This window comes from Streptomyces collinus Tu 365, assembly GCF_000444875.1.
In the GTDB taxonomy this organism is placed as follows: domain Bacteria; phylum Actinomycetota; class Actinomycetes; order Streptomycetales; family Streptomycetaceae; genus Streptomyces; species Streptomyces collinus_A.
In genome coordinates this window covers 3,689,090-3,703,442 of record NC_021985.1, presented here as the reverse complement: position 1 = coordinate 3,703,442, position 14,353 = coordinate 3,689,090, and the positions used below count along the sequence as shown (strand labels likewise).

The window sequence follows — 14,353 nt, the reverse complement described above, 5'->3', positions numbered from 1 at the left end:
CCGGTCCCGGCCGCCGCACTGGGGACAACCCCCCTCTTCCCCTCCGGGCACCCGGGGGTGCCCCCGCGTGCCGCCGCGTGGCGCGCGGGATCACGCGCCGCCTCGCGCGCCGGATCATGAGACGTCCCTTGCCTCTCTGCATAGGCTCATGCAGAGTTTCAGGTGACTGAATAATCGAGGGAGTCTGGGCCTGATGACGTCTCGCACCGTGGACGCGCCGGAGTCCGCGCGGACCGCGACGGTGGTCCTCGACGGCGCCGGACTCGGCGTCGAGGACGTCGTACGCCTCGCCGACGGTGCCGTCCGCCCGGTCCCCGGGGCCGACGCGCTGCGCCGGGTCGAGGCGTCCTGGAACGCCGCCCGGCGGATCGCGGCCACCGGCCGGGTCTACGGCCGTTCCACCGGCGTCGGCGCGAACCGGAACGTGGACGTGCCCACCGAGGCCGCCGCCGGCCACGGCCTGCGCCTGCTGCGCAGTCACGCGGGCGCCATCGGCGCGGAGCTGCCCGCCCGGCAGGTGCGCGCGATGCTCGCCATACGCGCCAACCAGCTGCTGGCCGGCGGCGCGGGACTGCGGCCCGGTGTGGTCGGCGCGCTCTGCGAGGCACTGGCGAACGGCGCCCACCCGGTCGTCAACGAGTTCGGCTCCGTCGGCACCGGGGACATCGCGGCGCTCGCCCAGGTAGGGCTCGCGCTCGCCGGCGAGCACTCCTGGCGCGGCACCGGCGCGCCCGCGCCCCAGTCCCTCGACAACAACGACGCCCTCGCCCTGATCAGCAGCAACGCCCTCGTCCTCGGCCAGTCCGCGCTCGCCCTGCACGAACTGCGCGGGCTGATCGGGGCCACCCAGGTCGTCGCCGCGCTCTCCCTGCTCGCCGTCGACGGCTCCCACGAGGCGTACGCGGCGCCCGTGCACGCCGCCCGCCCGCACCGCGGGAGCACCGAGGTGGCTCGCCGGATGCGTGAGCTGATCGGCGCGGCGGACCGCCCGGCCCCGCCGCTGGGCCGGATCCAGGACCCCTACGGCTTCCGCTGCCTGCCCCAGATCCACGGCCCCGCGCTCGACGCGGCGGACGCCCTCGAACAGGTCCTGGACATCGAGTTCAACGCGGCGGCCGAGAACCCGCTCATCGCCGTCGAGGACCTGGCCGCCTACCACCACGGCGGCTTCTACCAGGCCCAACTGGCGCTCGCACTGGACCATTTCCGGCTCGCCGTGACCCAGGTGGCCCGGCTCTCCACGTCCCGCCTGTCCACCCTGAACGAGCCCGCCTACACCCGGCTGCGCCCGTTCCTCACCGACCACGAACCGGCCGCCTCGGGCGTGATGATCCTGGAGTACGCGGCCGCGGCCGCCCTCGGCGATCTGCGGGCCTTCTCCGCCCCCGCCTCACTCGGGCACGCTGTACTCTCCCGGGGCGTCGAGGAACAGGCGAGCTTCGCCTCGCTCGCCGCGCGGCAGACCCTGCGCGCGTGCGGTGCGTACCGTCTGGTGGTCGGCTGCGAACTCGTGGCCGCCGTCCGGGCCCTGCGCCTGCGCGGCCTGCGGCCCGATCCGGGGCTCGGGGCCGGGCGGGCGTTCGCGCTCGCCGACGCGGCCCTCGACGACGACCTGGCCGACCGGCCGCTCACGGACGACGTGACCACGGCGTCCGTACTGCTCGACCGGTTCACCGACATCTGGAGGGGGAGCACGTCATGAGCGTGGACAGGAGCCCGGCCGCCGCGCCGGGTACGACGGACAGTCCGGCCACCCGGCTGCAGGCCCTTTTCGAGGGGCACCGGCTCACACCGACCCAGCGCCGCATCGCGCACAGCATGGTGCGGCGGGCCGCCGACGTGCCCTTCCTGTCGAGCGTGGAGCTGGCCGAGCTGGCCGGGGTCAGCCAGCCCTCGGTGACCCGGTTCGCGGTCGCCCTCGGCTTCGACGGCTACCCCGCCCTGCGCAAGCACCTGCGCGAGGTGGTGCCCGCCGAACCGGCCGCCGAGGCGGGCTCGTTCAACGAGTACCAGCAGGCCGTCGAGGCCGAGATCGAGAACCTCAGGCACCTCGCCGAGCTGCTCGCCGACCCGCGCCCGGTGCAGAAGGCCGGCCGGATCCTCGCCGCCTCCCGCCCGCTGCCCGTGCTGGGCCTGCGCGCCGCCGCCTCCCAGGCGTACGGCTTCGCGTACTTCGCCGCCAAGGTCCACCCGGACGTCCGGCTGCTCAACGAGGGCGGCACGATGATCCACGACCGCATCGACGCGGCCGTCCGGGCGGGCGCCACGGCCCTGCTGTGCTTCGCGCTGCCCCGGCACCCGCGCGAGGTCGTCGACACCCTGGCCTACGCCCGGGAGGCGGGCCTGACCGTGGTCACGGTCGCCGACTCCGCGTTCGCGCCGGTCGCCCGCCACTCCGACCTGCTGCTGCCCGCCGCCGTCGGCACCGGGCTCGCCTTCGACACCGCGTGCGCGCCGATGCTGCTGGGGCGGGTGCTGCTGGAGGCCCTGTGCGACGATCTGCCCGACGCGCAGGCCCGGCTGGAGGACTTCGACGCGCACGCCGCCGCGCGGGGGCTGTTCGTGGAGTGACCCGCCGCGTTCTCAGACTCGTCTCACGTTCCGCCGCTAGCTTCGTGCCGAGGCCCAGGAACTGGGTGGACACGTGACACGGGAGGCCGACGTGGCGCGCGCGGAACGCGGACGTGACGGACGTGAGGAACGCCGGAAGCACGGAGCACGCGGAGAACAGCGAGAACGCGGCGAACAGCGAGATGGCGGAGGACGGGGCGGACGGGGCGGACGGGGACTGGCCCGGGTGGCCGTCGTCGTCCGGGCCGGGGCCGCACCCCTGTGCTGGTTCGGGGTGTGCGCCGCCGGGATCGGGGCCTTGGTGCCCGGGTGGACCGGGCGCCGGATCGGGGTCCTCGCGGGGGCCGCGCTGTTCCTCGTGACGGCGGCCGTGGTGGCGCTGGTGCGGCGCGGGCGGTACACCGCACTGGCCCGAGGGGCGGTCCGCGCGGGCCGGTACGACGTGCTGCAGGACCGTGCGGTGACCGTGCGCGCCTGGCGCCGCGGACACCGCTGGTGGCTGCTGCTGGCCTTCGCCGCCGCCCTCGGCAGTTCCCTCGCGGTGCCCGCCGCCGGCGGCATGCTGCTGGCCGGTGCCGGCACCGGGCTGCGGCTGAAGGCCGCCTGGCTCGGCCGCCGGGAGCGGGCCGGGGACGCGCTGCTGTGGGTGTGCGTGGACTGGCTGGACACGCGGGGCGGGAGCCCCGCGGGCAAGGCCGTGAAGGGTCTGCGCGGTACGGGCATCGCGGCAGGCGACGCGGCCCCGGGTGGGGCCCGCCGCCGAACCGCCGAACTGGTCTGACCCGGGGCCGGAGCCGCCCGGGACCCGCCTCAGACCTCCAGCTCCTCCTCGATCTTCTTCAGCTGGTGCCGGGCCATCGCCAGGTTGGCCCGGGAGTCCAGCACCAGGTAGAGGAACAGGCCGTTGCCGCCGCGGCCCTTGAGCAGGCGGATCAGGTGGTACTGGTCCGACAGCGTGATCAGGATGTCGTCGATCTCGGCCTTCAGGCCGAGGTGCTCCATCGTGCGCATCTTGGCGCGGATCACGTCCGTGTTGCCGGCGGCGGCCACGTTCAGGTCGAAGCTCTTGCTGCCGCCCATCGTGCCCAGCGCCATGCCGCTGGTGTAGTCCACGAGCGCGACGCCGGTCGCGCCCTCGATGGTGGTCAGGGCTTCCTTCAGTGCGGTCTCGGTGTTGGCCATGGTGGTCCTCTCAGCTGTCGGTTGCAGTGCGCGCTTCGGTGGCCGTGGTGCGTGGCACGCGCGTCGTTCGGTTACGTGGTGGGGGTGTGGGCCGGGTGACGGGCCGGGCGGCCGCGGCCGCGGCCTCGGCGGCGTCGAGCAGCTCCCCGATGCGGGCGCCGGCCCGACGGCCCTCCAGGTGCAGCCGGCCGACGTTGACCCGGTCCTTGGTGAGCAGCGTCAGCACGGCGGTGCGGCCGGCCGCGTAGGTGGCGACGTAGCCCTGCGCGCCGCGCACCAGCAGTTCCCGGAAGTCGCCGTTGCCGGTGGCGTCGGCGACCCGTACGGCCACGCCCAGCGAGGCCGCGGTGAGCGCCGCCAGGCCCTCCGGGTCGAGGCCCGGGGTGTCGTGGGCGACGACGAGGCCGTCGACGCCGGCCGCGAGGGCGCCGGTGAGCTGCGGCACCCTGGTGCGCAGCCGGTGCAGTTCGTCGCGGACGGCGGCCAGGTCCTCCTCGGGCACCATCAGCTCTCTCCCTTCGGCGGGGCGGTGCCGTTCAAAGCGCCTCCAGCGCATCCCTGAGCCTCTTCAGCAGCGCGATGTCGGGGTCGGTGACCGTGAGCGGGGGAGTCGGCGGACCCGGCGGCGGCGCGGGGACCGCGACCGCCGGCCGGACGAGCCCGGCCGCCGCGAGCCGGCGCACGTCCACCAGCGTGTGGAACGCCTGCCGGCCCAGGTCGCGGGCGATCCGCGGGGCCGTGCGCACGCCGTCCACCAGGTCCATCACGGCCCGCTGGCGAGGCGTGACGGGCGCCGAGGCGGCCGGGGCGGTGCGGACCAGCGGGGCGTCGTCGGCCGTCGGGTCCGGCCACAGCCGGTGCAGCAGCAGCCGCCGGCGCAGGGTCTCGCGCTCCAGCGCGACGACCGGCACCGAGGGCAGCGGTCCGAGGCGGGGTCCGCTGTCGTAACGGAACCGGCCCGGGGTGCTGCTCGGGGTCAGCGCGAAGTACCCCGCGTCGTACAGCGCGTCCAGGTGGCACAGCTCCAGGGCGCCCTCCGGCAGCAGTCCGGCGGCCAGCAGCCTGCGCGCCGCCTCCCGCGCGTCGCCGGTCCGCCCGGCGGCCTGCTGCCAGGCGGCGCCCGCCAGCGTGCCGTGGGCCGTGAGGAGCACGTCGAGGCCGGGGGCGTGCGGGCTCTCGGCGTGCACCACCCGGCCCTCGGCGAGGTGCAGGGTGCCGTGCTCGCGGACCAGGACCCCGGTGGCCTGCTCCTCGGCGAGCCGCCGGAGCATCGGCGACAAAGCGCCGGCCGTCCGCTCCTGTGCGGTGGTTCTGTCCCGCACCGGCAGCGGCGGGGGTGTTCCGACCATGGTCATCCCAGCACCAGCCGGGACGCCATGTCGCCGAGCCGTATGCGGGCGAGGGCGAGGTTGCCCTCCTCGCGGCCGAGCCACAGGTGGAGGAAGACGCTGCTGTCGAAGGACGTGTCGACGAACCGCAGCAGGTGGTAGCTGTCGTGGTTGCTGACGATCACGTCCTCCACGGGCGGGCGCCCGTCCTCGGCGCCCCCGGCCGCGAAGGCGCCGTGCTCCGCGGCCAGTCGGGCCAGTTCGGCGGCCTCGGCCGCGGTGGTCTCGTGGTCACCGCCGGGGGCCTCCCCGACCGTGCCGAGGGCCAGTCCGCTCGTCCAGTCCACCAGCGCGGCCCCCCGGGCCCCGGGCAGCCGCATGGCTTCCAGTAGGCACTCGTCGATTCCGGGCACCGTGGCTCCCCTCCGCCTGTGACTCCGGTTGAGTGACAGAGACACTACGCAACGTGTGCGACAGGGGTGAGTGCTTTGGCATTTTCCAGTGGAACGTGCGCCGGGCGTACTAGTGTTGGCCGACTGAGGACTGCTTTCAGGCGGTTAAACCATTTGTTCGAGAAGCGGCCGGAGCGGGTCAACGGCTCGCGGAGGCGCGCAGGGTGGCGAGCGCGGACGCGCGCGCCCCTTGGGACTCGGCCATGATCTCCGCCCGCTCCCGGGCCCCGGCGTCGGCGCCGGCACGCGTGTCGCGCTCCCCGGCCCTGCCTCCCGTCGGCCGCCGCACGCTTCCGGCCGAACACCCCGCGCGCGCCGACGCGGTCGTCCCTACGTATTGACTAGTTCTATTCAGGCGTTCAGGATGTGAATAGACGCAGCAACATCAGGAGGCAGACGATGTCGGGACCCCGCCCCGTACGAGCACCGCGCGGCACGGAACTGAGCACCCTGGGATGGCAGCAGGAAGCCGCCCTGCGGATGCTCCAGAACAACCTCGACCCCGAGGTCGCCGAGCACCCCGACAAGCTCGTCGTCTACGGCGGCACCGGCAAGGCCGCCCGTGACTGGCGCTCCTTCGACGCGATGGTGCGCACGCTGCGGACCCTCAAGCAGGACGAGACCATGCTGGTCCAGTCCGGCCGCCCGGTCGGCGTGATGCAGACCCACGAGTGGGCCCCGCGCGTCCTCATCGCCAACTCCAACCTCGTCGGCGACTGGGCCAACTGGGAGGAGTTCCGCCGCCTGGAGGCCCTCGGGCTGACCATGTACGGCCAGATGACCGCCGGCTCCTGGATCTACATCGGCACCCAGGGCATCCTCCAGGGCACCTACGAGACCTTCGCCGCCGTCGCCGCGAAGAAGTTCGGCGGCACCCTCGCCGGGACCATCACCCTCACCGCCGGCCTCGGCGGCATGGGCGGCGCCCAGCCGCTCGCCGTCACCATGAACGACGGCGTCGCCCTCTGCATCGACTGCGACCCGCGCGCCATCGAGCGCCGCATCGAGCACCGCTACCTGGACGTCAAGGCCGACTCGCTCGACCACGCGCTCCAGCTCGCCACCGAGGCCCGCGACCAGCGCAGGCCGCTGTCCATCGGCGTCCTCGGCAACGCCGCCGAGCTGGTCCCGCAGCTGCTCGCGATGAACGCGCCGATCGACATCGTCACCGACCAGACCTCCGCCCACGACCCGCTGGCCTACCTGCCGGTCGGCGTCGCCTTCGAGGACATGGCCGACGCGGCCGCCAAGGACCCGGCCGGCTTCACCACCCGCGCCCGCGAGTCGATGGCGAAGCACGTCGAGGCCATGGTCGGCTTCATGGACGCCGGCGCCGAGGTCTTCGACTACGGCAACTCCATCCGCGGCGAGGCCCAGCTGGCCGGCTACGACCGCGCCTTCGCCTTCCCCGGCTTCGTCCCGGCGTACATCCGGCCCCTGTTCTGCGAGGGCAAGGGCCCCTTCCGCTGGGCCGCCCTGTCCGGCGAGGCGGCCGACATCGCCAAGACCGACAAGGCGCTCCTGGAGCTGTTCCCGGAGAACGAGTCCCTGGCCCGCTGGATCAAGATGGCCGGCGAGCGCGTCCACTTCCAGGGCCTGCCCGCCCGCATCTGCTGGCTCGGCTACGGCGAGCGCGACAAGGCCGGCGAGCGCTTCAACGACATGGTGGCCTCGGGCGAGCTGGCGGCCCCGCTGGCCATCGGCCGCGACCACCTCGACTGCGGCTCCGTCGCCTCCCCGTACCGCGAGACCGAGGCCATGCTCGACGGCTCCGACGCGATCGCCGACTGGCCGCTGCTCAACGCCATGGTCAACGTGGCCTCCGGCGCCTCCTGGGTCTCCCTCCACCACGGCGGCGGCGTCGGCATGGGCCGCTCCATCCACGCCGGCCAGGTCACGGTGGCCGACGGCACCAGGCTCGGCGGCGAGAAGATCCGCCGGGTGCTCACCAACGACCCCGGCATGGGCGTCATCCGGCACGTGGACGCCGGCTACGACATCGCCGACTCGGTCGCGCAGGAGCGCGGGGTGCGGGTGCCGATGCGCGAGGGTGACGAGGCGTGAGCTTCCACAGCATGTGGGCGGAGCTGCTGCCGGTCGGCCGCAGCTCCGCCTCCGGCGGCTACCGCCGCTTCGCCTGGACCGGTGCCGACGCCGACTGCCGGGCCTGGTTCCGTGAGCAGGCCGAGACGCGCGGGCTGGCCTACGAGGTCGACCGCAACGGCAACCAGTGGGCCTGGCTGGGCGACCCGGCCGCCGGGGACGCCGTCGTCACCGGCTCGCACCTGGACTCGGTGCCCGACGGCGGCGCCTTCGACGGGCCCCTCGGCGTCGTCTCCTCCTTCGCCGCCCTGGACGAACTGCGCTCCAGGGGAGTGGGCTTCACCAAGCCCCTGGCCATCGTCAACTTCGGTGACGAGGAGGGCGCCCGGTTCGGCCTCGCCTGCGTCGGCTCCCGGCTGACCGCCGGTGAGCTGACCGTCGAACAGGCCCACCGGCTCACCGACGGCGAGGGCGTCACCCTGCCGCGCGCCATGGAGGCCGCCGGCCACGACCCCGACGCCATCGGGGCCGACCCCGAGCGGCTGGCCCGCATCGGCGCCTTCGTCGAACTCCACGTCGAACAGGGCCGCGCGCTGGACCTGTCCGGCGACCCGGTCGGCGTCGCCAGCGCCATCTGGCCGCACGGCCGCTGGCGGTTCGACTTCCGGGGCGAGGCCAACCACGCGGGCACCACCCGGCTCGCCGACCGGCGCGACCCCATGCTGTCGTACGCCGAGACCGTGCTCGCCGCCCGCCGGGAGGCCGAACTCGCCGGTGCCGTCGCCACCTTCGGCAAGATCTCCGTCGAGCCGAACGGCGTCAACGCCATCCCGTCCCTGGTGCGCGGCTGGCTCGACTCCCGCGCAGCCGACCAGGAGACCCTGGACACGGTCGTCACCGCCGTGGAGAAGGCCGCCCGCGAGTACGCCGCCGCACAGGGCGCCGACCTGGACGTCGTCCGGGAGTCCTTCACCCCGGTGGTGGAGTTCGACCACGCGCTGCGCGACGAACTCGGCCGGATCCTCGGCAAGGACACCGGTCTGAAGGTGCCCGTCCTCGGCACCGGCGCCGGACACGACGCCGGAATCCTCTCGGGACGCGTCCCGACCGCCATGCTGTTCGTGCGCAACCCCACCGGCGTCTCGCACTCCCCGGCCGAGTCCGCGGCCGAGGACGACTGCCTGGCCGGGGTGGACGCGCTCGCCGACGTACTGGAAGGACTGGCCTGCCGGTGACGACACGGACCTACTGGTCGGAGCACGCCTGGCTCGGCACGAACGTCGAGCCGGGGGTCGTGCTGGAGGTCGCGGACGGCCGCCTCGCCGCCGTCCGCGCTGGCGTGCCCACCCCGCCACCCGGCGCCGAGATCCTGCGCGGCCTGACCCTGCCCGGGCTGGCCAACGCCCACTCCCACGCCTTCCACCGGGCCCTGCGCGGCACGGTCCAGGTGGGCAGCGGCACCTTCTGGACCTGGCGCGAGGTGATGTACTCCGTCGCCGACCACCTGACCCCGGAGACCTACCACGCGCTCGCCCGCGCGGTGTACGCCGAGATGGCCCTGGCCGGCATCACCTGCGTCGGCGAGTTCCACTACGTGCACCACGCGCCCGGGGGCACCCCGTACGCCGACCCCAACGCGATGGGCGAGGCCCTGCTCGCGGCCGCCGCCGAGGCCGGCATCCGCATCACCCTGCTGGACACCGCCTACCTGTCCGCCGGCTTCGGCGAGCCGCCCAACACCCACCAGCGGCGCTTCTCCGACGGCACCGCGGACGCCTGGGCCGAACGCGCCGCCCTCCTCAAGGAAGGCGACCACGCGCGGATCGGGGCGGCGATCCACTCCGTACGGGCCGTGCCCGCGGGGCAGCTCGCCACCGTCGCCGAGTGGGCCGCACAGCGCGACGCCCCGCTGCACGTCCACCTGTCGGAGCAGACCGCCGAGAACGACGCCTGCCAGGCCGCGCACGGCCGCACGCCCACTCGGCTGCTCGCCGACCACGGCGTCCTCGGCCCGCGCACCACCGGCGTGCACAACACCCACCTCACCGACGAGGACATCGCACTGCTCGGCGGCTCGCGCACCGGCACCTGCATGTGCCCGACCACCGAACGCGACCTGGCGGACGGCATCGGCCCGGCCGTCGCCCTCCAGCGGGCGGGCTCGCCGCTCTCCCTCGGCTCCGACAGCCATGCCGTCGTCGACCTGCTCGAAGAGGCGCGCGCCATGGAGCTGAACGAGCGGCTGCGCACCCGCACCCGCGGCCACTGGACCGCCGCCGCCCTGCTGCGCGCGGCCTCCGCCGACGGACACGCCGCGCTCGGCTGGCAGGACGCGGGCGAGCTGACGGCGGGGGCACTCGCCGACTTCACGACGATCGCCCTGGACTCCGTCAGGACAGCGGGCCCGCTGCCCCGGCTGGGCGCGGAGACAGCCGTGTTCGCGGCGACCGCGGCGGACGTCCGGCACACCGTCGTGGGCGGCCGCCACGTCGTACGGGACGGGGCCCACACGCTCGTACCGGACGTGCCGTCGGCCCTCGCGGACGCCATCGAGGCCCTGCGGGGCTGACCCCCGCCGACCCCCATCCGGCCACCCTTGAGGACACCATGAGCAGCAGCACCGTCGTCACCAACATCGCCACGCTGGTCACCAACGACCCCTCCCTCGGTGACGGATCGCCCCTCGGACTGATCCAGGACGCGGCCGTCGTCGTCGACGGCGACCGGGTCGTCTGGACCGGTGAGGCCGGCCGAGCACCCGCCGCCGACCACCGGGTCGACGCGGCCGGCCGGGCGGTGCTGCCCGGCTTCGTGGACTCCCACTCCCACCTGGTCTTCGCGGGCGACCGCACACAGGAGTTCAACGCCCGCATGTCCGGCCGCTCCTACAGCGCCGGCGGCATCCGCACCACGGTGGCGGCCACCCGCGCCGCCACCGACGCGGAACTGGAGGCGAACCTCACCCGGTACCTGGCGGAGGCGCTCCGCCAGGGCACCACGACCTTCGAGACCAAGTCGGGCTACGGGCTCACCGTCGAGGACGAGTCACGCGCCCTGCGCATCGCGGCCCGCCACACCGACGAGGTGACCTACCTCGGCGCCCACATCGTCTCCCCCGACCACGCCGACGACCCGGCCGCCTACGTCGCCCTGGTCACCGGCGAGATGCTGGACGCCTGCGCGCCGCACGCCCGCTGGATCGACGTCTTCTGCGAGAAGGGCGCCTTCGACGGCGACCAGGCCCGCGCGATCCTCACCGCCGGCAAGGCGAAGGGCCTGCACCCCCGCATCCACGCCAACCAGCTCTCCTACGGCCCCGGCGTGCAGCTGGCCGTCGAACTGGACGCCGCGAGCGCCGACCACTGCACCCACCTCACGGACGCGGACGTCGACGCGCTCGCGCAGGGCGACACGGTGGCCACCCTGCTGCCCGGCGCCGAGTTCTCCACCCGCGCCGAGTGGCCGGACGCCCGCCGTCTGCTGGACGCGGGCGTGACGGTCGCCCTCTCCACCGACTGCAACCCGGGCTCGTCCTTCACCTCGTCGGTGCCCTTCTGCGTCGCCCTGGCCGTCCGGGACATGGGCATGACCCCCGACGAGGCGGTCTGGTCCGCCACGGCGGGCGGCGCCGCGGCCCTGCGCCGCACCGACGTCGGCCGCCTCACCCCGGGTGCCCGCGCCGACCTGACCCTGCTCGACGCCCCGAGCCACGTCCACCTGGCGTACCGGCCGGGCGTACCGCTGGTCGCGGGCGTCTGGCGCGGCGGCGAGCGGGTCGTGTGACCGGCCGGGCCGGGCAGCCGGTCAGGCCGCCCCGGCCCGCCAGCGCTGTGCCGCGCTCCCGTCCAGCGGGTCGAGTTCCAGGCCGTCACCGCCGTCCGGGGTGAGCGCCGTCTCGATCGCGATCGCCGGGCGGATCGTGCCGTCGGGGTCGACGGTGAAGCGGAGGCTCCGCCCGTTGCGGCCGTAGACCGAGTCGCAGCCCCAGATGCCCACGCCCCGGTCGGTCGAGCCGCGGCTGTCCAGGCAGAAGCCGGAGTCGGCGGCCGAGCGCAGCACTCCCAGGCCCGCGTCGACGCGCCAGCGCTGGCTGGGGGTGGAGTCGCAGGGTGCCGGGACGACGTCGTTGCCCTCGTAGAGGTCGCCGTCCCGGATGTCCAGGCACAGGCCCGTGGCGAGGTTCACCACCTCCGCGTAGCGGCTGCCCGGGGCGGCGAACGTCGGGGAGGGGCTCGGGGCCGGCCGGGGCGGCGCGGACGTGGCCGGCCGGTGCGTGGTCCTGCTCGGCGCGGGCGAGGCGCTGCTGCGGGACGGAGTGCGGGACGGAGTCGGGGACGGCGGCGCGGAGGAGGACGGCGGGACGGACACCGTGGCCGTCACCGTGACCGGCGGGGGCGCCGGCGTGGCCGCCACCGGCTGCCGGTCGGACCCGTCCGGCGCGGACAGCAGGAACACCAGCAGCGGCACCAGGGCCACGCCCAGGGCCGCCGAGGCCAGCAGATAGCGGCGGCTCGCCGGCCAGTACGGGGCCGGCGGGGGCGGCTGCGGCGCCGGGACCGGCTCGGACCGGTGCAGGTACGACACCCCGTCCCAGGGCAGCAGACCCTCCGCCAGCGTCTGCCGCGGGCTGTCCCGCAGCGCCGTCAGGTCCTCGTACGCGGCAGTGCAGTGCGGACAGCGGGCCCTGTGGGCGTCCAGGTCGGGGCTGGGGCGGGCGCCGTCCTGCCGTACCGCCTCCTCGATCAGACGGCGGAAGTCGGCGCAGCGCGGGTCGTCGGAGGCGGCCAGGCGCAGCCGCACGCACGCCTGGGCCAGGGCTTTGAGCGCCTGCGGGGCACCGTGCGCGACGTCAGCCGGACCCAGCCCCAGGTACGCGGCGGTGCGCTCCACCGGCTCCTGTTCGAGGACGCCGTACCAGAGCAGGCCCTGGGCGCGGGAGGGCAGCGTCTGGAACGCCGGGAGCAGCGCGGGGGCGGGTCCGTCGGGCAGGCCGGTGGAGTCGATCACCAGCAGCAGCCCGGGCCGCACGCCTGCGGCGCGCTCGTCGCGGGCCCAGCCGGCCGCGAGCCGGGCCGCCAGGAGCAGCAGGTGGTGGCGCAGCGGGACGGTCGGTTCGGTGCCGCGGGCCGTCTCACGGGCCGCCGTGGTGAAGGTCTCGGCCGTCAGCCGGCGCGCGGCGGACTCGCTCGCGGTCAGCAGCCGGGCGTGGGCGAGGACCGCCGGGTGGTGCCTGCGGCGCAGTTCCTGGAGTGCCGGGTACGCCACCGGGGTCGGGGCGCGCAGCAGTTCCGTCAGCCGCGTGTCCGGGGCCTGTGCGAGTCCGTCTCCCGCGTCGGCCCCGTCGCCGCCCTGGTCCATGCCGCCCCCTCCGTCACCGGAACCACTGCCGTACCAGCCGGTTCGGGGGCCCATCGTGATGCAGGGGGCCGGTTCGGGAAAGACGTTTCCCGCGGTAACCGCATGACGGAGCCGCTCACCGGCCCTTGAGAGCGCTTTCCTGCCGGGGACAGCGGTTTCAGGCCACCGAGCCCCCCGCACGGGGACCGCGGCATGAGGTCCGGGTGCCCGGGTACCGGCCACCCGAGGGAGTCCCGCCCGTGCACGCCGAAGCGGCCCGGCGCCTTCGCCGAGCCGCCCCACGCCCGCGTGCGGAGGAGGGCCGCCCCTCACTCCTCCAGGGTCAGTCCCTTGCGCAGCCGCACCAGCGTCCGCGACAGCAGCCGGGACACGTGCATCTGCGAGATGCCGAGTTCCTCGCCGATCTCGGACTGGGTCATGCCCGCCACGAAGCGCAGCGACAGGATCGTGCGGTCGCGGGTCGGGAGCTCGGCGATCAGGGGCTTCAGGGACTCGACGTACTCGATGCCCTCGAGCCCGTGGTCCTCGTAGCCGATGCGGTCCGCCAGCGCGCCCTCGGAGTCGTCCTCCTCGGGCTGGGCGTCCAGCGAGGAGGCGGTGTAGGCGTTCGAGGCGGCCATGCCCTCGACGACCTGCTCGTTGGAGATGCCGAGCCGTGCGGCGAGTTCCGCGACGGTGGGGGCGCGGTCCAGCTGCTGGGCCAGCTCGTCCCCGGCCTTGGCCAGGTCGAGCCGCAGCTCCTGCAGCCGGCGCGGTACGCGCACGGACCACGAGGTGTCACGGAAGAAGCGCTTGATCTCGCCGATGATGGTCGGCATGGCGAACGTGGGGAACTCCACACCGCGCGCGAGCTCGAAGCGGTCGATCGCCTTGATCAGGCCGATGGTGCCGACCTGGACGATGTCCTCCATCGGCTCGCTGCGGGAGCGGAAGCGTGAGGCGGCGAACTTGACGAGCGCGAGGTTCAGCTCGACGAGCGTGTTGCGGACGTACGAGTACTCGTACGTCCCTTCCTCCAGCGACTCCAGTCGCTCGAACAGGGTCTTGGACAGGGCCCGCGCGTCGACCGGGCCGACCTCGTGGAAGGGGGGGATCTCCGGGAGGCCCTCGAGCGGGTCGAGGGCGTCGAACGGATCGATGGGATCCAGTTGGTCCGGTGGGGGTGTCGACGTCGCGACCGGGGTATGCGATTCGTCGAGCCGGGGTGACATGGGTGTCCTCCATCGTTCTCGGCTTATGGCTGCCGAAGCCAGAAAGGTGCACTGCGGTGTGCGGCGCCTCCGAAGCCGGCGTGTAGGGGCAGGTGTCCCTACTAGCCCTACCTGCTTCTCCGAGCCGATCGCAAGTACGTTCTGTAACGGTATGTCCGATTGTGTGAGGTTGTTCGGGTGTCGGAGTGCGGAAGGAAGGCGTAATGTT

At 74.4% G+C, this 14,353-nt stretch carries 14 protein-coding genes; 7 read left to right on the top strand and 7 right to left on the bottom strand.

Going from position 1 to position 14,353, the window contains the following annotated elements; all coding sequences use genetic code 11:
• Positions 1 to 193 precede the first annotated feature (193 nt).
• The 3 genes from B446_RS15975 to B446_RS15965 all read left to right on the top strand — a co-directional run bounded on the left by B446_RS15975 (position 194) and on the right by B446_RS15965 (position 3,352).
• The gene (locus B446_RS15975) at positions 194 to 1,702 is read left to right on the top strand and encodes an aromatic amino acid ammonia-lyase (protein ID WP_043475694.1); all 1,509 of its coding nucleotides are present in this window, start codon (positions 194 to 196) and stop codon (positions 1,700 to 1,702) included.
• Complete coding sequence (locus B446_RS15970) at positions 1,699 to 2,571, top strand: MurR/RpiR family transcriptional regulator (protein WP_020940483.1); 873 nt, start codon at positions 1,699 to 1,701, stop codon at positions 2,569 to 2,571. Before B446_RS15975 ends, B446_RS15970 begins: the two co-directional genes overlap by 4 nt.
• 226 nt (positions 2,572 to 2,797) lie before the next feature.
• A complete protein-coding gene (locus B446_RS15965) occupies positions 2,798 to 3,352 on the top strand; it encodes a hypothetical protein (protein WP_020940482.1) in 555 nt (184 codons plus the stop codon).
• Between the two features lie 29 nt (positions 3,353 to 3,381).
• Here B446_RS15965 and B446_RS15960 read toward each other — a convergent pair whose 3' ends face one another.
• The 5 genes from B446_RS15960 to B446_RS39215 all read right to left on the bottom strand — a co-directional run bounded on the left by B446_RS15960 (position 3,382) and on the right by B446_RS39215 (position 5,822).
• A complete protein-coding gene (locus tag B446_RS15960) occupies positions 3,382 to 3,753 on the bottom strand; it encodes a hypothetical protein (protein ID WP_020940481.1) in 372 nt (123 codons plus the stop codon).
• Between the two features lie 10 nt (positions 3,754 to 3,763).
• A complete protein-coding gene (locus B446_RS15955) occupies positions 3,764 to 4,258 on the bottom strand; it encodes a roadblock/LC7 domain-containing protein (protein WP_020940480.1) in 495 nt (164 codons plus the stop codon).
• A 31-nt stretch (positions 4,259 to 4,289) separates the two neighbouring features.
• On the bottom strand, positions 4,290 to 5,108 hold the full coding sequence (locus tag B446_RS15950) for a hypothetical protein (RefSeq protein WP_043475692.1): 819 nt from the start codon (positions 5,106 to 5,108) through the stop codon (positions 4,290 to 4,292).
• Positions 5,105 to 5,494: a hypothetical protein gene (locus B446_RS15945; RefSeq protein ID WP_020940478.1), complete on the bottom strand. Its 390-nt coding sequence runs from the start codon at positions 5,492 to 5,494 to the stop codon at positions 5,105 to 5,107. Before B446_RS15945 ends, B446_RS15950 begins: the two co-directional genes overlap by 4 nt.
• 178 nt (positions 5,495 to 5,672) lie before the next feature.
• Entirely contained in the window at positions 5,673 to 5,822 is a 150-nt protein-coding gene (locus B446_RS39215; protein ID WP_158506760.1) for a hypothetical protein, read from the bottom strand.
• Between the two features lie 110 nt (positions 5,823 to 5,932).
• On the opposite strand from B446_RS39215, the gene hutU reads away from it, so the two are divergent.
• Genes hutU through hutI form a run of 4 tightly spaced genes read left to right on the top strand, consistent with a single transcriptional unit; the run spans position 5,933 to position 11,359 of the window.
• Positions 5,933 to 7,597, top strand: a complete 1,665-nt coding sequence (gene hutU, locus B446_RS15940) for a urocanate hydratase (protein ID WP_020940477.1) — start codon at positions 5,933 to 5,935, stop codon at positions 7,595 to 7,597.
• The gene (locus B446_RS15935; protein WP_020940476.1) at positions 7,594 to 8,811 is read left to right on the top strand and encodes an allantoate amidohydrolase; all 1,218 of its coding nucleotides are present in this window, start codon (positions 7,594 to 7,596) and stop codon (positions 8,809 to 8,811) included. The genes hutU and B446_RS15935 overlap by 4 nt, the downstream gene beginning before the upstream one ends.
• On the top strand, positions 8,808 to 10,145 hold the full coding sequence (locus tag B446_RS15930) for a formimidoylglutamate deiminase (protein WP_020940475.1): 1,338 nt from the start codon (positions 8,808 to 8,810) through the stop codon (positions 10,143 to 10,145). The genes B446_RS15935 and B446_RS15930 overlap by 4 nt, the downstream gene beginning before the upstream one ends.
• Positions 10,146 to 10,183: 38 nt before the next feature.
• A complete protein-coding gene (gene hutI, locus B446_RS15925; RefSeq protein ID WP_020940474.1) occupies positions 10,184 to 11,359 on the top strand; it encodes an imidazolonepropionase in 1,176 nt (391 codons plus the stop codon).
• A gap of 21 nt (positions 11,360 to 11,380) precedes the next feature.
• On the opposite strand, the gene B446_RS15920 is transcribed toward hutI, so the two are convergent.
• On the bottom strand, positions 11,381 to 12,934 hold the full coding sequence (locus B446_RS15920) for an RICIN domain-containing protein (protein WP_020940473.1): 1,554 nt from the start codon (positions 12,932 to 12,934) through the stop codon (positions 11,381 to 11,383).
• A 308-nt stretch (positions 12,935 to 13,242) separates the two neighbouring features.
• On the bottom strand, positions 13,243 to 14,145 hold the full coding sequence (locus tag B446_RS15915; RefSeq protein ID WP_020940472.1) for an RNA polymerase sigma factor SigF: 903 nt from the start codon (positions 14,143 to 14,145) through the stop codon (positions 13,243 to 13,245).
• Between the last annotated feature and the right edge of the window lie 208 nt (positions 14,146 to 14,353).